Here is a 26453-nt window from a genome sequence, read left to right on the forward strand (position 1 = left end):
GTGCCGGAAGGTCCGGCTTATGCTCCGTAAAATTTTCCAGACACAAGCATCAGGATGTCGCGCATGAACGCCCGTGCCCAGCACACCGCTTCCTATTACGCCGCCAGCAGCCTGCCGCAGCCCGATTATCCGCTGTTGAAAGGTGAGTTGTTGGCCGATGTGTGCGTGGTCGGCGGCGGGTTTTCCGGGCTGAACACAGCGCTCGAACTGGCTGAACGCGGCCTCAGCGTGGTGCTGCTCGAAGCGCACAAGATTGGCTGGGGCGCCAGTGGCCGTAATGGTGGGCAACTGATTCGTGGCGTCGGCCATGGTCTCGATCAGTTCACCAACGTGATCGGAGCGGACGGCGTGCGTCAGATGAAACTCATGGGCCTGGAAGCGGTGGAAATCGTCCGACAGCGCGTCGAGCGTTTTCAGATCCCTTGCGACCTGACGTGGGGTTACTGCGATCTCGCCAATAAACCCCGCGACCTGGAAGGCTTCGCCGAAGACGCCGAAGAACTGCGCAGTCTCGGCTACCGTTACGAAACCCGATTGCTGCAAGCCCATGAAATGCACTCGGTGGTAGGTTCCGACCGCTACGTCGGCGGCCTGATCGACATGGGCTCGGGCCATTTGCATCCACTGAACCTGGCGCTGGGCGAAGCCGCCGCCGCGCAGCAATCGGGCGTAAAGCTGTTCGAACAATCGGCCGTGACCCGCATCGATTACGGCCCGGAGGTGAAGGTCCATACGGCTCACGGTTCGGTGCGCGCCAAGACGCTGGTGCTGGGCTGCAATGCCTACCTCAACCAGCTCAACCCGGAACTCAGCGGCAAAGTATTGCCAGCCGGCAGCTACATCATCGCCACCGAACCCTTGAGCGAAGAACTGGCCCACGCGTTGTTGCCGCAGAACATGGCAGTGTGTGATCAACGGGTGGCGCTGGATTACTACCGACTGTCGGCGGATCGACGGCTGCTGTTCGGTGGCGCCTGCCACTATTCAGGTCGCGACCCGAAGGATATCGCCGCGTACATGCGACCGAAGATGCTCCAGGTTTTCCCGCAATTGGCCGGAGTGAAAATCGATTTTCAGTGGGGAGGGATGATCGGCATTGGCGCCAATCGACTACCACAGATCGGGCGGCTCAAGGACCAGCCGAACGTGTATTACGCCCAGGCTTATTCCGGTCACGGCGTGAATGCCACGCATCTGGCGGGCAAGTTGCTGGCCGAGGCGATCAGTGGGCAGCAGAGTGGTGGGTTTGATCTGTTTGCCAAAGTGCCGCACATGACGTTTCCGGGCGGAAAGCATTTGCGTTCGCCGTTGTTGGCGCTGGGGATGTTGTGGCATCGGTTTAAAGAGTTGGTTTGAGAGATTTGTGGCGTCCGTACCGACGCTTTCGCGAGCAAGCCCGCTCCCACATTTGACCGCGTTCCAATGTGGGAGCGGGCTTGCTCGCGAATGGATCTGAAGACCACCACAAGACTCAAATCCGCCAGAAAGGCTTAAGCCCCTCCTCCCGCGCCTGCTCCCGGCTCAATCCAATATCCCTCAATTGCTCCCCCGTCAGCGCCAGCAATGCCTTGCGCGTGTGCAGACGATGCCAGAACAGACCCCAGCGACTCAGGCCGGACGGTGCGTTGCGCATGTCCGCCTCGCGCGCACCGTTTTTTTGCCCTGCCGCCAGTTCCTGACTGCGTAACGTCAGCCGCACATCGCTCAAGCCGTTCATTTTGATTGCTCCTGTTTACTTGGGTATCCAGAGCTTTCATGATGCGTCGATGGCGAAAAGCATTACAGATTCAACTTGTCAGTATTATTTCCATACAGATTTCGCGTTTTAGCCTCTGAATCACAATTTTTGGCCTGATCTGTACTGGTTAACCGAATCACCCACATCGAGACTGCGCCATGACCCTTTACGTCAACCTCGCCGAATTGCTCGGTACGCGGATCGAACAGGGCTTCTATCGTCCCGGTGACCGGCTGCCGTCGGTGCGGGCATTAAGCGTCGAACACGGCGTCAGTCTGAGCACGGTTCAACAAGCTTATCGGGTGCTGGAAGACAGCGGCCTGGCGATGCCGAAACCCAAGTCCGGCTACTTCGTTCCAGTCAGTCGTGACCTGCCGGAGTTGCCGGCGATTGGTCGCCCGGCCCAGCGTCCAGTGGATATTTCGCAGTGGGATCAAGTACTGGAATTGATCCGCGCGGTGCCGCGCAAGGACGTCGTGCAACTGGGCCGTGGCATGCCGGACATCACTACGCCGACCATGAAACCCTTGCTGCGCAACCTCGCGCGCATCAGCCGGCGGCAAGACATGCCCGGTCTGTATTACGACAACATTCATGGCACCCTGGAACTGCGCGAGCAAATCGCCCGCCTGATGCTCGACTCCGGATGCCAGTTGACGGCCAACGACCTGGTGATCACCACCGGCTGCCACGAAGCGCTGTCCACCAGCATTCGCTCCATCTGTGAGCCGGGCGACATCGTCGCCGTGGATTCGCCAAGCTTTCACGGCGCGATGCAAACGCTCAAGGGCTTGAACATGAAGGCCCTGGAAATCCCCACCGACCCGCTGACCGGGATCAGCCTCGATGCATTGGAACTGGCCTTGGAGCAATGGCCGATCAAGGCCATACAGTTGACCCCCAACTGCAACAATCCGCTGGGCTACATCATGCCGGAATCGCGAAAACGCGCGCTGTTGACGCTTGCGCAGCGCTTTGACGTAGCGATCATCGAGGACGATGTGTATGGCGAGCTGGCCTACAACTATCCCCGTCCCCGCACGATCAAATCCTTCGATGAAGACGGCCGTGTCCTGCTGTGCAGTTCATTTTCCAAAACGCTGGCGCCGGGCTTGCGGATCGGTTGGGTTGCACCGGGCCGCTATCTGGAGCGGGTGCTGCACATGAAATACATCAGCACCGGCTCCACGGCGCCGCAACCCCAGATCGCGATTGCCGAATTCCTCAAGGCCGGTCACTTCGAGCCGCATTTGCGGCGGATGCGCACTCAATACCAACGCAATCGCGATGCAATGATCGACTGGGTCACCCGCTATTTTCCGGCGGGCACCCGGGCCAGTCGTCCACAAGGCAGCTTCATGCTCTGGGTCGAACTGCCGGAGGGTTTCGACACCCTGAAACTGAATCGAGCGCTGCACGATCAAGGCGTCCAGATTGCCGTCGGCAGCATCTTTTCCGCCTCGGGCAAATACCGCAATTGCCTGCGCATGAACTACGCTGCAAAAACGACCCCGCAGATCGAAGAAGCGGTGCGCAAGGTCGGCGCCGCGGCAATCAAACTGCTGGCGGAAACCAACACCTTTCCCGACTGACCATTAGCAGAAATTCAGCGTCCATATGTCAACGACTGCCCCAATCGGACGATCCTAAGTGAGAATCAGACTGCCCCTGCTTGCTCTCCTTCTCACCGCGCTCCTGAGCGGTTGCGCCAGTTTCGATGTACAACGGGAGCCCAGTCAGGCGCTGCCTGCCAGCGACTCTGCATTCGGTCGCTCGATCCAGGCCCAGGCGGCGCCTCATGAGGGCCAATCCGGATTTCGCTTGTTGTCCAATAGCAGCGAGGCGTTTACCGCCCGTGCCGAGCTGATCCGCAACGCCCAAAGCAGTCTCGATTTGCAGTACTACATCGTTCACGACGGCATCAGCACGCGGTTGCTGGTGGACGAGTTGCTCAAGGCGGCCGACCGTGGCGTGCGCGTGAGAATCCTGCTCGACGACACCACCAGCGACGACCTCGACTGGATCATCGCCACGCTTGCCGCTCACCCGCACATCCAGATCCGCCTGTTCAACCCGCTGCACCTGGGCCGCGCCACGGGCGTGACGCGCACCATGGGTCGGTTGTTCAATCTGTCGCTGCAACACCGGCGCATGCACAACAAGCTGTGGCTGGCAGACAACAGCGCGGCCATCGTCGGTGGGCGCAATCTAGGAGACGCATATTTCGACGCTGAGCCCAACCTGAACTTCACCGACATCGACATGCTAGGCGTCGGGCCGGTTGCCGAGCAGCTTGGCCACGGCTTCGACCAATACTGGAACAGTGCGTTGAGCAAGCCGATCGAAGAATTTCTGTCGAGCAAACCGACGCAGAAGGACCTGCAAAATACCCGCACGCGACTGGAAGAGTCGCTGGAAGAGACGCGCAAGCAGAATCAAGCGCTGTATCAACAATTGATGACTTACACCACAAATCCGCGCATGGACATCTGGCGCGGGGAACTGATATGGGCCTGGAACCAGGCCTTGTGGGATGCACCCAGCAAGGTCCTGTCAGACGGCGAACCTGACCCGCATTTGCTACTGACCACACAGTTAGCACCTGAGCTCGCCAAGGTCAGCAAAGAGCTGATCATGATGTCAGCCTACTTTGTTCCGGGTCAGCCGGGGCTGGTCTACCTGACCGGTCGAGCGGATGCCGGGGTGTCGGTGAGCTTGTTGACCAATTCACTGGAGGCCACCGACGTACCGGCCGTGCATGGCGGGTACGCACCCTATCGCAGGGCGCTGCTGGAACATGGCGTGAAGTTGTACGAATTGCGCCGCCAGCCAGGCGAGGGCGGTGGCAGTGGACCTGGGTTTTACAGCAAATCGTCCCACAGTTCCGATTCCAGCCTGCACAGCAAGGCGATGATCTTCGACCAGCAGAAATCCTTCATCGGCTCATTCAACTTCGACCCGCGCTCGGTGCTGTGGAACACCGAAGTCGGGGTGCTGGTGGACAGCCCCGAGCTCGCGGCTCATGTGCGCAAAGCGGCCATGGAAGGTATGGCGCCGCCCTTGAGTTATCAGGTGAAACTGGAAAATGAGCGGATCGTCTGGGTGACTGAGGATGACGGCAAAATGCACACGCTGACCAAGGAACCCGGTAGTCTGTGGCGCCGTTTCAATTCCTGGTTCAGCACGGCCGTGGGACTGGAACGAATGCTCTGACAGGCGATAGTCATCCCTGTGGGAGCGGGCTCGTGGCTGTTTTGGCGATTCGGCGTCAAGCAGGCTCGGCCAACGTGCCGAACGCGCCTTGGCGCGACAGCAGAATCACCAACCCCAACGCCCCTGCCGCCATCAACAATGGCAACGCGTGCCCGCTGATCCACTGGCTACCGGCGCCAGCCGCCAACGGTCCGACCAGGCAACCAATGCCCCACAGTTGCGCAATGTGCGCATTGGCTCGCACCAACGCATCGTCGCGATAACGTTCGCCGATCAGAATCAGTGACAAGGTAAACAATCCCCCGGCACTGGCACCAAACAGCACCCACAATGGCCAGATCAGCAACGTGTCGATGAGCAACGGGATCGCCAGGCTCGAGACCAGTAGCACCACCGCACAGCCGGTGAACAGCGTGCGTCGCGACAGACGATCCGCCAGCGCGCCAATCGGCAGTTGCAGCAAGGCATCACCGACCACCACGGTACTGACCATCGCCAAGGCTATCTCAGTCGTGAAACCCTGACGCAAGCAATAGACCGGCAGTAACGTCAGGATCATTGCTTCGAACGCCGCGAACAGCGACACCGCCCAGGCTATCGCCGGCAAACCTCGGCAGAAGCCCCACAAGTCGCTGAAGGTCACGCTGCAGGCTTCGCTGGTCGGTGCGCCGCTGCGGCCCAGCAACAGTAACGGCGCCAGAATGAGCAAACCGACGCCGACCCAGAATCCGTCATCGCGTTCGGTACCCAGAAACCCCAGCAGCAACGGCCCCGCCAACTGACTCAGCGCGTAACTGCTGCCATACAGCGCCACCAGTCGGCCGCGCCATTGTTCGACCACTAGCTGGTTGATCCAGCTTTCGCCGAGGATGAAGACGAGGGTCAGGATCACCCCGATCATCAGGCGCAAAACCAGCCACACCGGATAGCTCGGCAACAGCGCCAGCAAACCGATGGACACCGCACCGGCCCACAGACACAGACGCATCAAATTGGCCGTGCCGAGTTTCGCCGCCAGATGGCTGGAGATCTTCGCCCCCAGCAATACGCCAATCGCTGGCATCGCCGCCATTACGCCAATGGCGAACGAGCCGTAACCCCAACCTTCCAGGCGAAACGACACCAGCGGCATGCTGACGCCCAAGGCCAAGCCAACACTCAAGACGGATGCCAACACGGCGAAATAAGTCGCCCAACGCATGTTCCACGCTCCTGTGGATTGCTATTTTTTACCGACAATACAAAACAAATGTGGGAGCGGGCTTGCTCGCGAAGAGGCCATCACATCCAACATCATCGTTGACTGTTACGGCGCCTTCGCGAGCAAGCCCGCTCCCACAGGGGATCTGCGTTGTGTGATTACAACTTGATCCAGGTCGCCTTCAGCTCGGTGTACTTGTCGAACGCATGCAGCGACTTGTCGCGACCGTTGCCCGACTGCTTGAAGCCACCGAACGGTGCGGTCATGTCGCCGCCATCGTACTGATTGACCCAAACGCTACCGGCACGCAACGCCCGGGCGGTCAGGTGAGCCTTCGAAATGTCCTTGGTCCATACCGCTGCGGCGAGGCCGTACGGGGTGTCGTTGGCAATCGCGATGGCTTCTTCGGCAGTGTCGAAAGCGATGACCGACAATACTGGGCCAAAGATTTCTTCCTGAGCGATTTTCATCGCGTTGCTGACGCCGTCGAAAATCGTTGGCTCAACGTAGGTCCCGCCGGTTTCCTGAAGCGTGCGCTTGCCGCCAGCGACCAGTTTGGCGCCGTCGGCGTGACCGGATTCGATGTAGGACAGCACGGTGTTCATCTGCTGTGTGTCCACCAGCGCGCCGACGTTGGTCGCCGGGTCCAGCGGGTTGCCCGGCTTCCAGGTTTTCAGGGCCTCGATCACCAGCGGCAGGAATGTGTCCTTGATCGAACGCTCGACCAGCAGACGCGAACCGGCGGTGCAGACCTCGCCCTGGTTGAAGGCGATGGCGCCGGCAGCGGCTTCAGCGGCGGCTTGCAGGTCCGGTGCATCGGCAAACACGATGTTCGGGCTTTTGCCGCCGGCCTCGAGCCAGACACGCTTCATGTTCGACTCGCCGGAGTAGATCAGCAGTTGCTTGGCGATCTTGGTCGAACCGGTGAACACCAGGGTGTCGACATCGTTGTGCAGGGCCAGCGCCTTGCCGACGGTGTGACCGTAACCTGGCAGTACGTTCAGCACGCCTTTCGGAATGCCGGCTTCGACAGCCAGCGCAGCGATGCGGATAGCGGTCAGCGGCGATTTTTCGGAGGGCTTGAGGATCACCGAGTTACCCGTGGACAACGCCGGGCCAAGCTTCCAGCAGGCCATCATCAGCGGGAAGTTCCACGGCACGATGGCGCCAACAACGCCGACTGGCTCGCGGGTTACCAGACCCAGTTGATCATGGGGCGTCGCGGCCACTTCATCGTAGATCTTGTCGATGGCTTCACCGCTCCAGCTCAGGGCTTGGGCCGCGCCTGGAACGTCGATGTATAAGGAATCGCTGATCGGCTTGCCCATGTCCAGGGTCTCAAGCAGCGCCAACTCTTCGGCGTGCTGTTTCAGCAGGCTGGCGAAACGAATCATGGTGGCTTTGCGTTTGGTCGGCGCCAGACGCGACCAGACGCCGGAATTGAACGTGGCGCGGGCGTTTTCAACAGCACGCTGGGCGTCGGCGGCGTCACAGCTGGCAATCTTGCCCAGCAGACGGCCATCGACCGGACTGATGCACTCGAAGGTCTCGCTGGAGACGGCATCGGTGTATTCGCCATTGATGTAGGCGCGGCCTTCGATCTTCAGATCGCGAGCCCGTTGTTCCCAATCGGCACGAGTCAGGGTGGTCATTCGAGTGTCCTCCTCTTATTGAATACGAGCGCCCCGCGTTCTTCGCGGACGTCCCCAGAAATTCTGCCCGGCCATCCTGCATTTCGGCCCGAGGCAATCGCCACCCTAAACCAGTGGCCGGGGTTGTTTCAATATATTTGACATAAGGTCGGCAAACGGCCTTGCGGTGTTCAATTTAATAAACATAGACTTTGGGCTTTCCAGCACCTTTCCAGCCACTCGCGCCGCAATTACGGGGGATTACAACAATGAGCATCCAGAACATCGTCGACTTCAGCCAGGCCACTACCGAGCCCGAGCGCTATAGACCGGACCAGGCGAAAGTTCTCAAGGGTGACCCCGAGCAGGCGGTGTACAACCACTACAACAGCCCCTGTGGCCAGCTGAATGCTGGCGTGTGGGAAGGTGCCGTAGGCCAGTGGCTAGTAAACTTCACCGAACATGAATACTGCGAAATCGTTCAGGGCGTTTCAGTGCTGCGCGACAACGACGGCAACAGCAAAACGGTGCGCGCGGGCGATCGCTTCGTGATCCCGGCCGGGTTCCGGGGTACTTGGGAAGTACTGGAGACTTGCCGCAAGATCTATGTGGCGTTTGAACAGAAGGCCTGAAGATTTGTGTTGTCTGGGCCATCGCGAGCAAGCTCGCTCCCACAGGTTTTGTGCTCGCCACCTATCCCTGTGGGAGCGAACTTGCTCGCGATGAGGCCCTGACAGCCAACACAAAACCCTTAGGCAACAAAAAAGGCCCGTATCTCGCGATACGGGCCTTTTTCGTAAGAGGGAAAAATCAATTACTTGATTTTGCCTTCTTTGTAGATCACGTGCTTGCGAACAACCGGATCAAATTTCTTGATCTCGATTTTGTCCGGAGTAGTGCGCTTGTTCTTGTCGGTAGTGTAGAAGTGACCAGTACCGGCGCTCGAGATCAAACGAATCAATTCACGCATGATTATCTCCCTTAGATCTTGCCAGCTTTGCGGATTTCGGCCAGCACGACAGTGATGCCACGCTTGTCGATGATACGCATGCCTTTGGCAGATACGCGCAGACGCACGAAACGTTTCTCTTCTTCAACCCAGAAGCGGTGATGCTGCAGGTTCGGCAGGAAACGACGACGGGTTTTGTTGTTTGCGTGGGAAATGTTATTCCCAGTCACCGGACCCTTACCGGTAACTTGACATACTCTCGACATGCCTCAGCCCTCTAAAACCACATGCCCAACCCGGCATGGGTTGGCCGCTTAATCTCTCAGTCATTTGGCGCCAGGCGCCGCGTTTCTTTAGAGGTCTTACCGGCTACACCTACAAGTGAAGGAACCGGGCCCCTAGAAAAGAGCGCTGCTTTATACCAGAAAGACTAGAGAGCAACAACATTCCGTGTGCACAGACTAGATAAAAATCCCACTTTTCGGCCTCCGGGCGCCTTGGATAAAGGCTATCGTCGATAACGACCGCTCGTCGCAGAGAATCGGCCAACCGGCCAGTTCAGGGTTTTCCTCAGGCAGCACGCACCGAAAACAATCGCACATAGTCCCCTTAAAATGAAAAAGGGGATAGTCATTTGCAAAAGAGCCCACTAGGGTAAGCCTTTTCCAGACTGCACTTGCAGATGGGCCTTCGATCTGTAAAGGAATCCGACCATGCGCCTCGCTGCCCTATCGCTGTTGCTCGCCCCGCTTCTAATGAGCCCGTTGGCCCATGCCGCCGCCCTGAGCGTCTGTACCGAGGCCAGCCCGGAAGGGTTCGACGTCGTGCAATACAATTCGTTGACCACCACTAACGCTTCGGCCGACGTGTTGATGAACCGCTTGGTGGATTTCGACACGGCCAGCGGCAAAGTGGTCGCAGGGCTCGCGGACAGCTGGGAAGTCACCCCCGACGGCCTGACCTATATCTTCAAACTGCACCCGCAGGTGAAATTTCACCGTACGGAATATTTCACCCCGACACGCGACCTGACCGCCGAAGACGTGAAGTTCAGCTTCGATCGCATGCTCGACCCGGCGAACCCTTGGCACAAAGTGGCGCAGAGCGGCTTCCCGCATGCGCAATCGATGCAGTTGCCGGCACTGATCAAGAAAATCGACGCGCTTGACCCGCTGACCGTGCGCTTTACCCTCGACCATCCGGACTCGACCTTCCTCCCGACCCTGAGCATGGGTTTCGCCTCGATCTACTCCGCTGAATACGCGGATAAACTGATCAAGGCCGGCACCCCTGAGAAGCTCAACAGCCAGCCGATCGGCAGCGGTCCGTTTATCTTCACGCGTTTCCAGAAAGATGCCTCGATCCGCTACAAAGCCAACCCGGATTACTTCCGCGGCAAGCCTTCCGTAGACCCGCTGATCTTCGCCATCACGCCGGACGCCAACGTGCGCTTGCAGAAATTGCGTCGCAACGAGTGCCAGATTGCCCTGTCGCCTAAGCCGCTGGACGTACAATCCGCGCTGAAAGAACCGACCCTGAAAGTGGAAAAGACCGACGCGTTCATGACCGCGTTCGTCGCCATCAACAGCCAGCATCCGCCGCTGGACAAGCCGGAAGTGCGTCAGGCAATCAACCTCGCGTTCGACAAGGCCAGCTACGTCAAAGCCGTTTTCGAAGACACCGCCGAGCCCGCCAACGGCCCGTATCCGCCTAACACCTGGAGTTACGCCAAAGGCTTGCCGGGCTACCCGCACGATGTCGAAAAGGCCAAGGCATTGATGGCAAAGGCCGGGCTCAAGGACGGCTTCCAGACGACCATTTGGACCCGTCCTTCCGGCAGCCTGCTGAACCCGAACCCAAGCCTCGGCGCGCAAATGCTTCAGTCGGACCTGGCGGAAATCGGCATTCAGGCCGAGATTCGCGTGATCGAATGGGGCGAAGTGATCCGTCGCGCCAAGGCCGGTGAACACGATCTGCTGTTCATGGGCTGGGCGGGCGACAACGGTGACCCGGACAACTTCCTGACGCCACAATTTTCCTGCGCGGCGGTCAAGTCCGGTACCAACTTCGCCCGCTACTGCAATCAGGATCTCGACAAGCAGATCAGCGCCGGCAAAACCACCGGCGAGCAAGGTGTGCGCACCAAGCTCTATGAACAGGCTCAGGCGCAGATCCAGCAGCAGGCGCTGTGGTTGCCGCTGGCGCACCCGACTGCGTTCGCGCTGATGCGCAAGGACGTCGAGGGGTATTCGGTCAGCCCGTTTGGTCGTCAGGACTATTCGAAGGTCAACCTCAAATAACCGTCTCACACAACCCTGTAGGAGCGAGCTTGCTCGCGAAGAACGTCAACGATGACGCAGCGTGTCTGGTCGCCCCGCGTTGCCTGTTCGTTTTTCGCGAGCAAGCTCGCTCCTACAGGGGGTTCGCATTCGTCCCCACCTCACATCCACCCATACTCCGCCATCGACAGCGGATCGCCGTCGCCGATGATGAAATGGTCTAGCACCCGCACGTCGATCAACTCCAGTGCGTCTTGAAGGCGCTTGGTCAGCATGCGATCGGCCTGACTGGGATTGGTGTTGCCCGAGGGGTGGTTATGGCAGAGGATCAATGCCGCAGCATTGTGAGCAAGGGCGCGCTTGACCACCTGTCTTGGATGAACGCTCGTGCTGTCGATTGAACCGCGAAACAGCGCTTCGAAGGTCAATACTTGATGCTTCGAATCCAGAAACAGGCAGCCAAATACCTCATGCGGCTCGTGCCGGAGCATCGATTTCAGGTAATCACGAACCGCTTGAGGGTTTTCCAGCGCTGGTTTCTGGCGTGCGCGCTCAGCCAGATGTCGCCGGCCCATTTCCAGTACCGCCTGCAACTGAGCAAATTTCGCGGGCCCCAATCCTAATTGCTTGCTGAATGATTGCTGATCGGCCTCCAGTAGCGAACGGAGGCTGCCAAATTCGCTCAACAAGTGCCGCGCCAGATCCACCGCGCTTTTGCCGGTCACCCCGGTGCGTAGAAAAATGGCCAACAGCTCGGCGTCTGAAAGACTCGCCGCCCCCTGCGCCAATAGTTTCTCCCGCGGCCGTTCCGCCGCCGGCCAATCCCGAATACTCATAACACCTCCCTGGTCTGTGGGCGCCGCTGTTCCGTAGCGGTCGCTGTGATATCGTAGCCCATCTTTTTTGCGAGCGATTTCACTCCTGGGGAGGGGGTATCGCCACGCAGTCATCAACGAAATGAAAGGCAGACCTATGCAGCGGCTGTATCGGAAACGCATCGTTCTGGGCGTCGGCGGCGGCATTGCTGCCTACAAGAGCGCCGATCTGGTTCGCCGCCTGATCGACCAGGGTGCCGAAGTGCGCGTGGTCATGACCCGTGGTGGCAGCGAGTTCATCACCCCGCTGACCATGCAGGCCTTGTCCGGGCACCCGGTCCACCTCGACCTGCTGGACCCGGCAGCCGAAGCCGCGATGGGCCATATCGAGCTGGCGAAATGGGCCGACCTGGTGCTGATCGCCCCCGCCACCGCGGACCTGATCGCCCGTCTGGCCCAAGGCATTGCCAATGACCTGCTGACCACCCTCGTACTGGCCACCGACGCCGTGGTTGCCGTTGCCCCGGCGATGAACCAGGCCATGTGGCGCGATCCGGCGACCCAGGCCAACCTGCAACTGCTCGAAAGCCGCCACCTGAAGGTCTTTGGCCCGGCCTCCGGTAGCCAGGCCTGTGGCGACGTCGGTATGGGCCGCATGCTCGAAGCCACCGATCTCGCCCAATGCGCGGCGGACTGCTTCCAGCGTCAGGCGCTGACTGGCAAACACGTACTTATTACCGCCGGCCCGACCCAGGAAAACATCGACCCGGTGCGCTATATCACCAACCACAGCTCCGGAAAAATGGGCTTTGCCCTGGCCGAAGCCGCGGTAGAAGCCGGCGCCCGTGTGACGCTGATCACCGGCCCGGTGCACCTGCCGACCCCGGATCGCGTCACGCGCATCGACGTGGTCAGCGCCCGCGACATGCTCGCCGCTTGCGAAGCCGCGATCCCCTGCGACCTGTTTATCGCCTCCGCAGCGGTCGCGGACTACCGCCCGGAAGTCGTCGCCCCACAGAAACTCAAGAAAGACCCTACGAACGGCGACGGCTTGTTGCTACAGATGGTGCGTAACCCGGACATTCTGGCCACCATCGCCACGCGCCCCGACCGTCCGTTCAGTGTCGGTTTCGCCGCTGAAACCGAACACCTGCTCGATTACGCTGCACGCAAGTTGAAAGACAAGAACCTCGATCTGATCGTCGCCAACGACGTCGCCAACCCGAGTATTGGCTTCAACAGCGAAGAAAACGCCTGCAGCGTGATCGACCGTGAGCTGCACGCCACACTTTTCGCCCAGACCAGCAAGAGCAAGATTGCTCGCCAGCTGATCACTTTTATCGCCGAACGTCTGAACCAGGTTTAATTTACATGCACGCTTTGCAAGCCAAGATCCTCGATCCACGCATTGGTACTGAATTCCCGCTGCCGCAGTACGCCACGCCTGGCTCCGCCGGCCTGGACCTGCGCGCCATGCTGGAAAAAGACACCGTGATCAAACCGGGTGAAACCCTGCTGATCCCCACCGGCCTGTCCGTCTACATCGGCGACCCAGGCCTGGCCGCGCTGATTCTGCCGCGCTCCGGCCTGGGCCATAAGCACGGCATCGTGCTGGGCAACCTGGTCGGTTTGATCGACTCCGATTATCAGGGCCCGCTCATGGTGTCGTGCTGGAACCGTGGTCAGGCCGATTTCAACATCGTGGTGGGCGAACGTTTGGCTCAACTGGTTCTGGTGCCTGTCGTTCAAGCGCACTTCGAGGTGGTTGAAGAATTTGTTGAAACCGAGCGCGGCGCCGGCGGTTTCGGGCATTCAGGCAGCCATTGATCCCGGATTTCCAGGCTGGGCGCCCGGTCCGGCCTGACGTGTTTTCGGCATTTTCAGGATGAAATAGCACAGACGTCATCTGGAAGGTTTACCACTGAAAATCAAGGCGCTGGCCGGCCAAAAACTGGCTAGCGTTAGACATGGCCTTTTCGCACCACGAACTCTCCGCGGAAAACGCCGTCATACCCTTCAGTTTGAGCCAGTCGACGAGTTCTTCGCGGACAGGTACAGCCACTTTCGAGATGGAGCATTCCCACTGATGAACACCCCAGCCCAAATCGCACCCGCGTTCCCCGACAGCATTTTCCGCGCCTACGACATTCGCGGCACGGTCCCGGAATTCCTGAACGCTGAAACCGCTTACTGGCTCGGTCGCGCCATCGGCGCCCAAAGCCTGGCCCAGAACGAACCAAACGTTTCCGTTGGTCGCGACGGTCGCCTGTCCGGCCCGGAACTGGTGGAGCAATTGATAAAAGGTTTGGCTGAAGCCGGTTGCCACGTCAGCGACGTTGGCCTGGTGCCAACGCCTGCGTTGTATTACGCCGCCAACGTACTGGCCGGTAAATCCGGGGTGATGCTCACCGGCAGTCACAACCCGTCGAATTACAACGGCTTCAAGATCGTTATCGCCGGCGATACGTTGGCCAACGAACAGATTCAGGCCCTGCACGACCGCCTCAAGACCAACAACCTGAGCAGCGGCCAGGGCAGCATTACCAAGGTCGACATCCTTGATCGCTACAACACCGAAATCGTCCAGGACATCAAGCTGGCCCGCCGCCTCAAAGTCGTGGTCGACTGCGGCAACGGCGCAGCTGGCGTGATCGCCCCGCAATTGATCGAAGCGCTGAACTGCGACGTCATCCCGCTGTTCTGCGACGTCGATGGCAATTTCCCGAATCACCACCCGGACCCGGGCAAGCCTGAAAACCTTGTGGACCTGATCGCTAAGGTCAAGGAAACCAACGCTGACATCGGTCTGGCTTTCGACGGCGATGGTGACCGCGTTGGCGTGGTGACCAACACCGGCAGCATCGTCTATCCGGACCGCCTGCTGATGCTGTTCGCCCGCGACGTAGTGGCGCGCAACCCGGACGCGGAAATCATCTTCGACGTCAAATGCACCCGCCGCCTCACCCCGCTGATAAAGGAATACGGCGGTCGTCCACTCATGTGGAAGACCGGTCACTCGTTGATCAAAAAGAAAATGAAACAAACCGGCGCGCTGTTGGCCGGCGAAATGAGCGGGCATATCTTCTTCAAGGAGCGCTGGTTCGGTTTCGACGACGGCATTTACAGCGCCGCGCGTCTGCTGGAGATCCTGAGCAAAGAGAAATCCACCGCGGAAGAGCTGTTTGCGACCTTCCCGAACGATATTTCTACGCCGGAAATCAATATCCATGTGACCGAAGAGAGCAAATTCAGCATCATTGATGCACTGCACGACGCTAAGTGGGGCGAAGGCGCTGACCTGACCACCATTGACGGCGTGCGAGTCGACTACGCCAAAGGCTGGGGTCTGGTGCGCGCGTCCAACACCACACCGGTGCTGGTGCTGCGCTTCGAGGCCGATGACGAGGCTGAATTGCAGCGCATCAAGGACGTCTTCCATGTCCAGTTGAAGCGTGTTGCACCTGATCTCCAACTACCGTTCTGATTTAACGATGCACCCGGAGCCCTGAATGACCCTCGAACGCGAAGCCGCCGCCAACACCGCCAAGGTCCTGTCCGAAGCGCTGCCTTACATTCGCCGCTATGTCGGCAAGACGCTGGTGATCAAATACGGCGGTAACGCGATGGAAAGCGAGGAGCTGAAAACCGGCTTCGCCCGTGACATCGTGTTGATGAAAGCCGTCGGGATCAATCCTGTGGTGGTTCATGGCGGCGGCCCGCAAATCGGCGACCTGCTCAAGCGTCTGTCGATCGAGAGCCATTTCATCGATGGCATGCGCGTCACTGACGCGCAGACCATGGACGTGGTGGAAATGGTCCTCGGCGGCCAGGTCAACAAAGACATCGTCAACCTGATCAACCGCCATGGCGGCAGCGCCATCGGCCTGACCGGTAAAGATGCCGAGTTGATTCGTGCGAAGAAGCTCACCGTGACCCGCCAGACGCCGGAGATGACTCAACCGGAAATCATCGACATCGGCCAGGTGGGCGAAGTGGTCGGGATCAACACCGACTTGCTGAACCTGCTGGTCAAAGGCGACTTCATTCCAGTGATCGCGCCTATCGGCGTCGGCGCCAACGGTGAGTCATACAACATCAACGCTGACCTGGTGGCCGGAAAAGTAGCCGAAGCGCTGAAGGCTGAAAAGCTGATGTTACTGACCAACATCGCTGGCCTGATGGACAAGTCGGGGACGGTCCTGACTGGTTTGACCACCCAACAGGTCGATGACCTGATCGCCGACGGCACCATCTATGGCGGCATGCTGCCGAAGATCCGCTGTGCGCTGGAAGCGGTACAGGGCGGCGTGGGCAGCTCGTTGATCATCGACGGCCGAGTGCCGAATGCGATTCTGCTGGAGATCTTTACCGATACCGGTGTGGGTACTTTGATCAGTAATCGCAAGCGTCACTAAGCGATAGCGCATACAAAAAGACCCCGCTCAGCCTGGCTGAGCGGGGTCTTTTTTTGCCTACGATCCCTTGTAGGAGCGAGCTTGCTCGCGATGAACGCCAGAGCACCGCGGGCTCTCAGACATCCCGCGTTATCGTTAACGTTTTTCGCGAGCAAGCTCGCTCCTACAAGGATCGATGTCAGACGCCGAATTGGGCGCGGTAGGCTTCTACGGCTGGCAGATGCTGCTTGAGCTGCGGATCGTCCGCCAGGAATTCCAGCACCTGGTTCAACGAAACAATGCTGATCACCGGAATACCAAAGTCACGCTCCACTTCCTGAATCGCCGACAACTCGCCATTGCCACGCTCCTGGCGGTTCAAGGCGATCAGCACGCCCGCCGCCTTGGCGCCGTCCTGCGAAGCGATAATCTGCATCACTTCGCGAATCGCGGTGCCAGCAGTTATCACGTCGTCGATGATCAGCACATCGCCGGTCAATGGCGCACCGACCAGGCTGCCGCCTTCGCCGTGGGCCTTGGCCTCCTTGCGGTTGAAGCACCATGGCAGATCACGGTTGTGATGTTCAGCCAGGGCCACCGCAGTGGTTGCCGCCAACGGGATGCCTTTGTACGCCGGGCCAAACAATACGTCGAACGAAATACCGCTCTCGACGATGGCTGCCGCGTAGAAACGACCCAGTTGCGCAAGTGCCGAACCGGAGTTGAACAGGCCGGCATTGAAGAAGTAAGGACTGGTGCGCCCGGACTTCAGGGTGAACTCACCGAAGCGCAAAACGCCGCGATCGATGGCAAAACGAATGAAATCGCGCTGATACGCTTGCATGAAAAAAACCCCAAATACCACGGATTTAGCTAATTAGGATGACGCCGTGTATCATACACGCACGCGATTTTTGGGGCCATTTATGCGGATCATCAGTGTGAACGTCAATGGTATTCAGGCTGCAGTGGAGCGAGGTTTGCTCAGTTGGCTGCAAGCACAGAATGCCGACGTCATCTGCCTGCAGGACACCCGCGCCTCCGCCTTTGAACTGGACGATCCAGCCTTCCAACTGGATGGCTACTTCCTTTATGCCTGCGAAGCCGAAGTTCCCGCCCAGGGTGGCGTGGCTTTGTATTCGCGGTTGCAACCGAAGGCAGTCATCAGCGGTCTCGGTTTCGAGACGGCCGACCGCTACGGGCGCTACCTGCAAGCCGATTTCGACAAGGTCAGCATCGCGACCTTGCTGCTCCCTTCGGGGCAGAACGGCGATGAAGACTTGAACCAGAAGTTCAAGCTAATGGACGACTTCGCCCGTTATCTGGATAAACAGCGACGCAAACGTCGCGAGTACATTTACTGTGGCTCGCTGTACGTAGCGCAACAGAAGCTGGATATCAAGAACTGGCGCGACAGCCAGCAATCTCCGGGCTTCCTGGCACCTGAGCGTGCGTGGATGGACGAGATTGTCGGCAACATGGGTTATGTCGATGCCTTGCGCGAAGTCAGCCGTGAAGGCGATCAGTACAGCTGGTGGCCAGACAACGAACAGGCTGAGATGCTTAACCTGGGCTGGCGCTTCGATTACCAGATACTGACTCCGGGCCTGCGTCGCTTCGTACGCAGTGCGCGCCTGCCACGTCAGCCACGGTTCTCGCAGCACGCACCGCTGATCGTGGACTACGACTGGACGCTGACTATCTAGGTTTTCGCTGAACCTGGCATCAGTTGGCCGAAAAAAATGCCCCTATCGCGAGATACGGGCATTTTTTATGCGCCCCTTTCAAGGCTGTAGCCGTCCCGAGAAACTTCAACCAGCAGCGAAAAGCGGCAGCGCGAGGTACAACTTGATCACGATGACATTAATGATGTCGATGAAGAAAGCCCCCACCATTGGCACCACCAGGAACGCTATTTGCGAAGGCCCGTAACGCTGGGTCACCGCTTGCATGTTCGCAATCGCAGTTGGCGTTGCACCCAGTCCGAAACCGCAGTGCCCCGCCGCCAGTACTGCCGCATCGTAGTTACTCCCCATCATTCTGAATGTCACGAAAATAGCAAACAGTGCCATGACCAACGCTTGCGCAGCCAGAATGATAAAGATGGGCAAAGCCAGTGCTGCCAGATCCCACAGTTTGAGCGACATCAGAGCGATCGCCAGAAACAGCGACAGGCTGACATTCCCCAGTACGGAGACTTCACGCTCAAACACCTGATAGAGGCCAAAAGCGGAAAGTCCGTTGCGTAAAACCACACCCACGAACAAGACGCAAACGAACGCCGGCAGCTCAAATGCGGTTCCTTTGAGCAGAACATTCAGGAGAGAACCAACCAGCAAGCTGACCGCAATCAGAGCGAGTGTCTCGATAAACGAAAATGGCGTGATCGAGCGCTCTTTGTTCGGTTGCTCAAAGCCCTTTGGCAGTCGTGGCTTTTCTTGCGTAATTCCGGGCACCTGAACACGCTTGATGAGCAGACGAGCGACCGGCCCCCCAATCAAGCCGCCCAACACCAGGCCAAATGTCGCGGAGGCCATTGCGAGCTCAGAGGCAGAAGCCAGACCATACTTCTCACTGAACACCGTTCCCCACGCAGCGCCTGTACCGTGACCGCCCGCCAAGGTAATGGAGCCTGTCAGCAGACCCATCAAAGGATCGAGTCCCAACGTTTTTGCGAGCGCGATGCCCATGGCATTCTGGACGACCAATAGCGTGGTGACCGCCATTACAAAGATCCCAACTACGCGCCCACCTTTCTTCAGGCTGGCGAAGTCTGCACTCAAGCCGATGGTGGCAAAAAAAGCCAGCATCAAGGGAGTTTGCAGTGAGGTGTCAAATCTGACTTCAATATCAAGTCCCCGCAAAGCCAGGAGAAGCAGAGCAATCACCAGGCCACCTGCGACAGGCTCAGGGATATTGTAACTGCGTAAAAAACCGACTCGTGTAACTAGCCCGCGCCCCAGTAACAGTACTAAAGAGGCGGCCACAAGTGTTCCATAAAAATCGAGCTGAACCATTGGGATTATTCTTTGATATATATTCAGGGGCGAACTTTTTACCTGGACACGCCTCTTGAACATGCTGATCTTCTCAACACTGACTTGCTTTAAATTCAAGGACCTTCAATGGTCTGAATATATCGAAATATTTCTGAAGGAATATTACTTGGGGCAACTTTATCAACCACGAAGTCTCATTGCCAAGCACATAGGCGGTGTTGAAGCGAAGCAGTTGTGACTAGAAGTGTAAGAGCGATAGTGCGCTGCAATACCTGCGGCAACTGGGTATCGCTAATGGTAACTTTTGGGAATCTTGTTTAAAAAAGCAAATGCCCCGATACGTCAGGGCATTGGCTTAAAAGCGTGGTGAACTGCATTGTTCATAGCTATCGCTTCCCAAAGTAGAAGCAAGCCTGCTCGCTCCTGTAAAGGAAGCCCGCGGTGATCGTTATTTGATTAACCGCCAGGTAAACGGATAGCGATACGGGAAACCTTCGTTCGCCTTTACCCCCGCAATGATCGTCAGCACCAGCGCACCAATCGCCACCAGACCCAACAGGAAAAACCCGACGATCACCACCATCAGCAAGAAGCAGATGGCGGAGGCAATGGCGACGGTGATCTGAAAGTTCAGCGCCTCCTTGCCCTGCGCATCCACAAACGGGTCCATCTCACGCTTCATCTGCCACAGAATCAGTGGGCCGATCAGCGTGCCGAACGGAATCCAGATCCCCAGCAAGGCGGACAGGTGACAAAACATCGCCCATTGCCGAACTTCTTTGCTCGGGGCGGGAAGCAACTCTTGCTCGTCACTCATAACGTCCTCCTTGTCTGGAGCGAGTCTGATCAGTCGGCCAGCGCAGCCTTTTGCAGTTCGAAAATCTCGGTCATGCCTTTCTTTGCCAATTCAAGCATGGCGGTCAACTCTTCAGGCTGGAACGGCGCGCCTTCGGCAGTGCCCTGGACTTCGATGAAGCCGCCGGTGCTGGTCATCACCACGTTAAGGTCAGTCTCGGCGGCCGAATCTTCCAGGTAGTCGAGGTCGAGCACAGGCTCGCCCTGATACATGCCAACCGAAACGGCCGCGATCATTTGCTTGAGCGGGTCGCCGCCTTTCAGGCCGCCGCGCTTCTTGATCACTTTCAAGGCGTCGACCAGCGCAACCATGGCGCCGGTGATGGACGCGGTGCGGGTACCGCCGTCCGCCTGGATCACGTCGCAGTCAACGTACAGGGTGACGTCGCCGAGCTTGGACATGTCCAGCGAAGCACGCAGTGAACGACCGATCAGACGCTGGATTTCCAGAGTGCGACCGCCTTGCTTGCCGCGGCTCGCTTCACGCTGGTTACGCTCGCCGGTGGCGCGCGGCAGCATGCCGTACTCGGCCGTCAACCAGCCCTGGCCCTGACCTTTAAGGAAACGCGGTACACCGTTTTCAACGCTGACGGTGCAGATGACTTTGGTATCACCAAACTCGACCAGTACAGATCCCTCGGCGTGTTTGGTGTAGTTGCGGGTAATGCGGATCGAGCGGAGCTGATCGGCAGCGCGACCACTTGGACGTTTCATAGGGAATACCTGTACGGAGGACGGAAAACTGCCGAGCATTATAGAGCCGCGCGCCGAGCCTGGGCACTTCTAAAAAATCCGCCCGACGATTGAAGGCTCTGGCTTGAGCTTAGAACAGGGCTTTACCGACGGCCTGCCGCCCTTTGTCACACCGTGTGTTTGGGCGCATCCGCCCCACTGCGCTACAATCCTGCGCCTTTGCTGCCTGTCGGCTTTAATTCACAGATATCGGGCTCGCGAAACCTTTGGTAACGCAAACCTGAATTTCGAGGTACCTCCATGGTGCACAGCATGACCGCCTTCGCCCGCGTCGAAAAAGCCGGCGCCCAAGGCACCCTGAGCTGGGAACTGCGCTCGGTCAACAGCCGCTACCTGGAACCGCACTTGCGCCTGCCGGAGTCGTTTCGCGACCTCGAAGGCGCGGTCCGCGAAGTGCTGCGTCAAGGCATCTCCCGAGGCAAACTCGAATGCACTCTGCGCTTCACCGAAGAAAACACTGATAAACCCCTGCAAATGGATCGCGAGCGTGCCGCGCAACTGGTTGCCGCCGCCGAGACCATCGCCAGCCTGATCAAGAATCCGGCGGCGCTGAACCCACTGGAAGTCCTGGCCTGGCCTGGCGTACTGGTAGGCGATGCCACCGACCCGCAAGCCTTGAATGCCGAAGCGCTGGCGCTGTTCAACGAAGGCCTCAAAGAACTCAAGGCGGGCCGCGAACGCGAAGGCGCGGAGCTGGCTCGATTGATCAACGATCGCCTGACCTCCATTGAAGAAGACGTGGTGACCTTGCGTGAACTGGTCCCGCAGATGCTTGCCACCCAGCGCCAGAAAGTCCTCGACCGCTTCGCCGACATGAAAGCCGAGATGGACCCACAGCGTCTGGAACAGGAAATGGTCATGCTCGCTCAAAAGAGCGACGTCGCCGAAGAACTGGATCGCCTGAGCACTCACATCATCGAAGTTCGCCGGGTGCTCAAATCCGGCGGCGCTGCCGGCCGGCGCCTCGACTTCCTGATGCAGGAACTCAACCGCGAAGCCAACACACTGGGCTCCAAAGCCTTCGACCCGCGCAGCACCCAAGCAGCGGTCAACCTCAAGGTGTTGATCGAGCAAATGCGCGAACAAGTGCAGAATATTGAGTAAGGCAAACCCGACATGACCCACAGCACCGGCACCCTGTACATCATTTCCGCACCTTCGGGCGCGGGCAAGAGCAGCCTGGTCAAGGCCCTGACCGACGCTGATCCGGAGATCCGCGTCTCGGTTTCCCACACCACCCGAGCGATGCGCCCCGGTGAAGTGAACGGCGTGAACTATCACTTCGTCGAACGCGGCGATTTCGTGAAGATGATCGAGCACGGCGATTTCCTCGAGCGCGCAGAAGTGTTCGGCAACCTCTACGGCACTTCGCAAAGCCACCTGCAGCAGACCCTGGATGAAGGCCACGACCTGATTCTGGAAATCGACTGGCAGGGAGCCGAGCAGGTGCGCAAGCTGATGCCTCAAGCCCGCTCGATCTTCATCCTGCCGCCGTCCCTGCAGGCCTTGCACCAGCGCCTGACCAATCGCGGCCAGGACAGCGACGAGATCATTGACGGCCGGATGCGCGAAGCCGTCAGCGAGATGAGTCACTACGTCGACTATGACTATCTGATCATCAACGACGATTTCTCCCAGGCACTGCGCGATTTGCAGGCGATTTTCCGCGCCAATCAGCTGCATCAGAAGCGTCAACAGCAGCGCAATGGCAAACTTTTGGCTGAATTACTCGGCTAAACAGCTCTTCCCAAAACCGCTGCAAGGGCTTTACATTGGCACTTGCAGCGCGTTGAAGGGCTTGGTCAAAAAATCAGCGCTTCCCTAATCGCTGGTGATTTTTTAAACTGTCGAGTCCGCTCGCCCAACCGGGCAGCGCGCATTTTGCATTCGCTCCGAGGAATACCATGGCCCGCGTAACCGTTGAAGACTGCCTAGAACACGTGGAAAACCGCTTTGAGCTGGTCATGCTCTCTACCAAGCGTGCCCGTCAACTGGCCACCGGCGGCAAAGAGCCCCTGGTTCAGTGGGAAAACGACAAGCCTACCGTTGTAGCCCTGCGTGAAATTGCCGAAGGCCTGATGAGCTACGAGTTCATCGCCAACGCAGAAATCGTCGAAGACGAACCGCTGTTCGCAGCGTTCGAGGACGAGTCCAACGAGGCCGTCTAAGCCTATGCCTGGTCGACGTAGCACGGCGCGGGGTCACAGCGAACGGCAGGAGTCATCATGCCGAGCATAGACGCCCTCGCCGATCGCTTATCGGCCTACCTTGGCAAGGACCAGGTCAATTTGGTCCGCCGAGCGTACTTCTACGCCGAACAAGCCCACGATGGCCAACGCCGCCGTAGCGGTGAGGCGTACGTCACGCATCCTCTTGCCGTGGCGAACATTCTTGCCGATATGCACATGGACCATCAGAGTTTGATGGCTGCGATGCTGCATGATGTGATCGAAGACACCGGTATTGCCAAGGAAGCGCTGCAAGCGCAGTTCGGCGAAACCGTGGCCGAACTGGTCGATGGCGTCAGCAAGCTGACCCAGATGAACTTCGAAACCAAAGCCGAAGCCCAGGCCGAAAACTTCCAGAAAATGGCCATGGCCATGGCGCGCGACATTCGCGTGATCCTGGTCAAACTCGCCGATCGCCTGCACAACATGCGCACGCTGGAAGTCCTGTCCGGTGAAAAGCGGCGGCGAATCGCCAAGGAAACCCTGGAAATCTATGCGCCCATCGCCAATCGGCTGGGCATGCACGCCATCCGCATAGAATTCGAGGACCTCGGCTTCAAGGCGATGCACCCGATGCGTTCCGCACGGATCAACCAGGCGGTCAAACGCGCCCGGGGCAACCGCAAGGAAATCGTCAACAAGATCGAAGAATCCCTCAGCCACTGCCTGGCGATCGATGGCATTCAGGGTGAGGTCAGCGGTCGCCAGAAACACCTCTACGGCATCTACAAGAAAATGCGCGGCAAACGTCGAGCCTTCAACGAGATCATGGACGTCTACGCGTTCCGGATCATCGTCGACAAGGTCGATACCTGCTACCGCGTGCTCGGTGCTGTGCATAACTTGTACAAACCGTTGCCGGGTCGCTTCAAGGATTACATCGCGATCCCCAAAGCCAACGGCTATCAGTCGCTGCACACCACGCTGTTCGGCATGCACGGTGTTCCGATCGAGATCCAGATCCGCACCCGTGAAATGGAAGAGATGGCCAACAACGGCATCGCCGCCCACTGGCTGTACAAATCCAGTGGCGACGAGCAGCCCAAAGGCACTCACGCCCGCGCCCGCCAATGGGTCAAAGGTGTGCTGGAAATGCAGCAACGCGCCGGCAACTCGCTGGAATTCATCGAGAGCGTGAAGATCGACCTGTTCCCGGACGAAGTCTACGTGTTCACGCCCAAAGGCCGGATCATGGAGCTGCCCAAAGGCTCCACGGCGGTCGACTTCGCTTACGCGGTGCATACCGACGTGGGCAATAGCTGCATTGCCTGTCGGATCAATCGTCGTCTCGCGCCGCTGTCCGAACCGCTGCAAAGCGGCTCCACGGTCGAGATCGTCAGCGCTCCCGGCGCGCGACCGAACCCGGCGTGGCTCAACTTCGTGGTCACCGGCAAGGCGCGGACGCATATCCGCCACGCGCTGAAGCTGCAACGTCGGTCCGAGTCCATAAGCCTGGGCGAACGCCTGCTGAACAAGGTCCTCAACGGTTTCGACAGCGCCCTGGACAAAGTCCCGGCCGAACGCGTCAAGGCGATGCTCGCCGAGTACCGCCTCGAACTGATCGAAGACCTGCTCGAAGACATCGGCTTGGGCAATCGCATGGCTTATGTAGTCGCCCGCCGCCTGCTGGGCGAAGGCGAGCAACTGCCAAGCGCGGAAGGCCCGCTGGCGATTCGCGGCACCGAAGGCCTGGTCTTGAGCTACGCCAAATGCTGCACGCCAATCCCGGGCGACCCGATCGTCGGGCACCTGTCGGCGGGCAAAGGCATGGTCGTGCACCTGGACAACTGCCGCAACATCAGCGAAATCCGCCATAACCCGGAAAAATGCATCCAGCTCTCGTGGGCCAAGGATGTCACCGGCGAATTCAACGTCGAGCTGCGTGTGGAGCTTGAACACCAACGCGGCCTTATCGCGCTGCTGGCCAGCAGCGTCAACGCGGCCGACGGCAATATCGAAAAAATCAGCATGGACGAACGCGATGGTCGCATCAGCGTGGTCCAACTGGTGGTCAGCGTGCACGACCGCGTACACCTGGCCCGCGTGATCAAGAAACTGCGCGCACTGACCGGGGTGATTCGCATCACTCGCATGCGCGCGTAAGCCACCTATTACAAGGAGTCATTCATGACCAAGACTGTTATCACCAGCGACAAGGCCCCGGCCGCCATCGGTACTTACTCCCAGGCGATCAAGGCGGGTAACACCGTTTACATGTCGGGGCAGATTCCTCTGGACCCAAAAACCATGGAACTGGTTGAAGGCTTCGAAGCCCAGACCGTCCAGGTGTTCGAAAACCTGAAAGCCGTGGCCGAAGCGGCTGGCGGTTCGTTCAAGGACATCGTCAAACTGAACATCTTCCTCACCGACCTGAGCCACTTCGCTAAGGTCAACGAGATCATGGGCAAGTACTTTGACCAGCCATACCCTGCACGCGCCGCCATCGGTGTAGCCGCCCTGCCAAAGGGTTCGCAGGTTGAAATGGATGCCATCCTGGTCATCGAGTAATGCGTCCGGCGTAACCCTAACAGGCTACGCCGTCTTGTTTTTGAAAGGATTTCACCATGCGCCAAGCGCTAGCTTTTTCGCTGGTCGCCCTTCTCTTGGGCGGTTGTGCCAGCAACCCTGCCGACCGTGATATCAGCGGCACCTGGATCAATCAGGTGGCGATCGATGCCGCATCCAAAGGCGGCCCTCTGCGTGAAGCGCTCCAGGCCTACGGTCCGAACCTGGAATGGGACATCAACACCAAGGCCGGTCAGGCCCGCTACACCAACGGTTTTGAGAATGTCGAAGGCAAGTTGCTGGGCGAAGAGTCTGGCGCCTGGAAAGTCGACATCTATGGCAGTTCCGCCAGCGAACTGAAGCGTGACGGCAAGCAACTGAGCCAGGCCGTCAGTGAAAACGAACCGGAACAGGTCTTCGACCGCGCGTTGATCCCCGTTCCGGACGGCGCACCGATGGGCGCCAGCTTCGAACGCGCGCTTTATTCGGCCTACATGGGCGGTCGCTGGAAAGTTGTCAGCGGCCCCGGCGAAGGCAGCACGGTGCAATTCCAGGCCGACGGCCAGGTGACCGGCCTGCCGGGTGCGGATCGCTATGCACTTTGCCTGGCTGGCGATTGCGCGTCGATGAGCAGTGGCAACGACAACATGTGGTTGCAACAGAACGGCCAGGGCAACACCTGGATCTTTGCGCGCAAGGGCAAGGAGCTGGAGATTCTGCAGGCCGTGAACACCGCGCAGACGGACGAGATGCCTTCGTTCACGCCGGGTGAGCGCAAGTGGTTGCTGGAGAAGCAGTAACCACGGTCTTAAGGCCACTGTAGAGCCAATGTGGGAGCGAGCTTGCTCGCGATGAGGCCCTAACATTCAACATTTATGCTGACTGTCCGGCCG

General features: G+C 58.8%; 25 protein-coding genes and 1 pseudogene. 16 read left to right on the forward strand and 10 right to left on the reverse strand.

Translation table 11 applies throughout. The annotated features are described in order from the left end of the window. Nucleotides 1-63: 63 nt before the first annotated feature. Nucleotides 64-1356 (forward strand): NAD(P)/FAD-dependent oxidoreductase, encoded by a 1293-nt coding sequence (locus tag ACYZT9_RS00075; protein ID WP_462008018.1) that lies wholly within the window; start codon nucleotides 64-66, stop codon nucleotides 1354-1356. Between the two features lie 115 nt (nucleotides 1357-1471). Here ACYZT9_RS00075 and ACYZT9_RS00080 read toward each other — a convergent pair whose 3' ends face one another. Next, entirely contained in the window at nucleotides 1472-1717 is a 246-nt protein-coding gene (locus tag ACYZT9_RS00080) for a DUF1127 domain-containing protein (RefSeq protein ID WP_462008019.1), read from the reverse strand. A 179-nt stretch (nucleotides 1718-1896) separates the two neighbouring features. Between ACYZT9_RS00080 and ACYZT9_RS00085 the strand changes: the two genes are divergently transcribed. Both ACYZT9_RS00085 and ACYZT9_RS00090 read left to right on the forward strand, forming a co-directional pair. Next, nucleotides 1897-3330 (forward strand): aminotransferase-like domain-containing protein, encoded by a 1434-nt coding sequence (locus ACYZT9_RS00085; RefSeq protein ID WP_462008020.1) that lies wholly within the window; start codon nucleotides 1897-1899, stop codon nucleotides 3328-3330. Nucleotides 3331-3388: 58 nt separating this feature from the next. Further along, the gene (locus tag ACYZT9_RS00090) at nucleotides 3389-4951 is read left to right on the forward strand and encodes a phospholipase D family protein (protein ID WP_462008021.1); all 1563 of its coding nucleotides are present in this window, start codon (nucleotides 3389-3391) and stop codon (nucleotides 4949-4951) included. Nucleotides 4952-5006: 55 nt separating this feature from the next. Here the strand turns inward: ACYZT9_RS00090 and ACYZT9_RS00095 are convergent, their stop codons facing one another. After that, a complete protein-coding gene (locus ACYZT9_RS00095) occupies nucleotides 5007-6152 on the reverse strand; it encodes an MFS transporter (protein ID WP_462008022.1) in 1146 nt (381 codons plus the stop codon). 158 nt (nucleotides 6153-6310) lie between these two features. After that, nucleotides 6311-7804: an aldehyde dehydrogenase gene (locus tag ACYZT9_RS00100; protein WP_462008023.1), complete on the reverse strand. Its 1494-nt coding sequence runs from the start codon at nucleotides 7802-7804 to the stop codon at nucleotides 6311-6313. 248 nt (nucleotides 7805-8052) lie between these two features. On the opposite strand from ACYZT9_RS00100, the gene ACYZT9_RS00105 reads away from it, so the two are divergent. Next, on the forward strand, nucleotides 8053-8415 hold the full coding sequence (locus ACYZT9_RS00105) for a cupin domain-containing protein (RefSeq protein ID WP_462008024.1): 363 nt from the start codon (nucleotides 8053-8055) through the stop codon (nucleotides 8413-8415). A 182-nt stretch (nucleotides 8416-8597) separates the two neighbouring features. Here ACYZT9_RS00105 and rpmG read toward each other — a convergent pair whose 3' ends face one another. Beyond that, complete coding sequence (gene rpmG / locus ACYZT9_RS00110; protein WP_007894709.1) at nucleotides 8598-8753, reverse strand: 50S ribosomal protein L33; 156 nt, start codon at nucleotides 8751-8753, stop codon at nucleotides 8598-8600. Nucleotides 8754-8764: 11 nt separating this feature from the next. Next, nucleotides 8765-8998: a 50S ribosomal protein L28 gene (gene rpmB, locus ACYZT9_RS00115; protein ID WP_007894701.1), complete on the reverse strand. Its 234-nt coding sequence runs from the start codon at nucleotides 8996-8998 to the stop codon at nucleotides 8765-8767. Nucleotides 8999-9445: 447 nt separating this feature from the next. Between rpmB and ACYZT9_RS00120 the strand changes: the two genes are divergently transcribed. Then, nucleotides 9446-11032, forward strand: coding sequence for an ABC transporter substrate-binding protein (locus ACYZT9_RS00120; protein WP_462008025.1), 1587 nt, complete (start codon nucleotides 9446-9448; stop codon nucleotides 11030-11032). Nucleotides 11033-11172: 140 nt separating this feature from the next. Here the strand turns inward: ACYZT9_RS00120 and radC are convergent, their stop codons facing one another. After that, nucleotides 11173-11847, reverse strand: coding sequence for a RadC family protein (gene radC / locus ACYZT9_RS00125; RefSeq protein ID WP_462008026.1), 675 nt, complete (start codon nucleotides 11845-11847; stop codon nucleotides 11173-11175). Nucleotides 11848-11983: 136 nt separating this feature from the next. Here radC and coaBC point away from each other — a divergent pair, with 136 nt between their 5' ends. The 4 genes and pseudogenes from coaBC to argB all read left to right on the forward strand — a co-directional run bounded on the left by coaBC (nucleotide 11984) and on the right by argB (nucleotide 16241). Then, complete coding sequence (coaBC, locus tag ACYZT9_RS00130) at nucleotides 11984-13192, forward strand: bifunctional phosphopantothenoylcysteine decarboxylase/phosphopantothenate--cysteine ligase CoaBC (RefSeq protein ID WP_462008027.1); 1209 nt, start codon at nucleotides 11984-11986, stop codon at nucleotides 13190-13192. 5 nt (nucleotides 13193-13197) lie between these two features. Further along, nucleotides 13198-13653, forward strand: coding sequence for a dUTP diphosphatase (dut, locus tag ACYZT9_RS00135; RefSeq protein ID WP_462008028.1), 456 nt, complete (start codon nucleotides 13198-13200; stop codon nucleotides 13651-13653). A 253-nt stretch (nucleotides 13654-13906) separates the two neighbouring features. Then, a pseudogene (locus tag ACYZT9_RS00140) lies at nucleotides 13907-15310 on the forward strand (phosphomannomutase/phosphoglucomutase); the annotation flags it as partial. A gap of 25 nt (nucleotides 15311-15335) precedes the next feature. Further along, nucleotides 15336-16241 (forward strand): acetylglutamate kinase, encoded by a 906-nt coding sequence (argB, locus tag ACYZT9_RS00145; protein ID WP_008007602.1) that lies wholly within the window; start codon nucleotides 15336-15338, stop codon nucleotides 16239-16241. Nucleotides 16242-16419: 178 nt separating this feature from the next. Here the strand turns inward: argB and pyrE are convergent, their stop codons facing one another. After that, nucleotides 16420-17064, reverse strand: a complete 645-nt coding sequence (gene pyrE / locus ACYZT9_RS00150) for an orotate phosphoribosyltransferase (RefSeq protein ID WP_150638147.1) — start codon at nucleotides 17062-17064, stop codon at nucleotides 16420-16422. A gap of 82 nt (nucleotides 17065-17146) precedes the next feature. Between pyrE and ACYZT9_RS00155 the strand changes: the two genes are divergently transcribed. Continuing rightward, entirely contained in the window at nucleotides 17147-17926 is a 780-nt protein-coding gene (locus tag ACYZT9_RS00155; protein ID WP_008030595.1) for an exodeoxyribonuclease III, read from the forward strand. Nucleotides 17927-18031: 105 nt separating this feature from the next. On the opposite strand, the gene gltS is transcribed toward ACYZT9_RS00155, so the two are convergent. The 3 genes from gltS to rph all read right to left on the reverse strand — a co-directional run bounded on the left by gltS (nucleotide 18032) and on the right by rph (nucleotide 20788). Further along, nucleotides 18032-19237, reverse strand: coding sequence for a sodium/glutamate symporter (gene gltS / locus ACYZT9_RS00160; protein WP_462008029.1), 1206 nt, complete (start codon nucleotides 19235-19237; stop codon nucleotides 18032-18034). A 430-nt stretch (nucleotides 19238-19667) separates the two neighbouring features. Continuing rightward, nucleotides 19668-20036 carry a DUF4870 domain-containing protein gene (locus ACYZT9_RS00165; RefSeq protein ID WP_462008030.1) on the reverse strand — a complete coding sequence of 123 codons (369 nt, stop codon included), beginning with the start codon at nucleotides 20034-20036 and terminating at the stop codon, nucleotides 19668-19670. 29 nt (nucleotides 20037-20065) lie between these two features. Further along, nucleotides 20066-20788: a ribonuclease PH gene (gene rph / locus ACYZT9_RS00170; RefSeq protein ID WP_008030600.1), complete on the reverse strand. Its 723-nt coding sequence runs from the start codon at nucleotides 20786-20788 to the stop codon at nucleotides 20066-20068. Nucleotides 20789-21067: 279 nt separating this feature from the next. Here rph and ACYZT9_RS00175 point away from each other — a divergent pair, with 279 nt between their 5' ends. From ACYZT9_RS00175 to ACYZT9_RS00200, 6 genes are all read left to right on the forward strand, one after another. After that, entirely contained in the window at nucleotides 21068-21931 is an 864-nt protein-coding gene (locus ACYZT9_RS00175; protein WP_462008031.1) for a YicC/YloC family endoribonuclease, read from the forward strand. A 12-nt stretch (nucleotides 21932-21943) separates the two neighbouring features. Continuing rightward, nucleotides 21944-22564: a guanylate kinase gene (gmk, locus tag ACYZT9_RS00180; protein WP_462008032.1), complete on the forward strand. Its 621-nt coding sequence runs from the start codon at nucleotides 21944-21946 to the stop codon at nucleotides 22562-22564. A gap of 167 nt (nucleotides 22565-22731) precedes the next feature. Beyond that, complete coding sequence (rpoZ, locus tag ACYZT9_RS00185; RefSeq protein WP_003177259.1) at nucleotides 22732-22995, forward strand: DNA-directed RNA polymerase subunit omega; 264 nt, start codon at nucleotides 22732-22734, stop codon at nucleotides 22993-22995. A gap of 57 nt (nucleotides 22996-23052) precedes the next feature. Further along, nucleotides 23053-25158: a bifunctional GTP diphosphokinase/guanosine-3',5'-bis pyrophosphate 3'-pyrophosphohydrolase gene (gene spoT / locus ACYZT9_RS00190; protein WP_462008033.1), complete on the forward strand. Its 2106-nt coding sequence runs from the start codon at nucleotides 23053-23055 to the stop codon at nucleotides 25156-25158. Nucleotides 25159-25182: 24 nt separating this feature from the next. Continuing rightward, the gene (locus ACYZT9_RS00195; protein WP_003229509.1) at nucleotides 25183-25563 is read left to right on the forward strand and encodes a RidA family protein; all 381 of its coding nucleotides are present in this window, start codon (nucleotides 25183-25185) and stop codon (nucleotides 25561-25563) included. A 56-nt stretch (nucleotides 25564-25619) separates the two neighbouring features. Beyond that, a complete protein-coding gene (locus ACYZT9_RS00200) occupies nucleotides 25620-26360 on the forward strand; it encodes a hypothetical protein (RefSeq protein ID WP_462008034.1) in 741 nt (246 codons plus the stop codon). Nucleotides 26361-26453 lie beyond the last annotated feature (93 nt).

The organism is Pseudomonas sp. ZT5P21 (assembly GCF_054897785.1).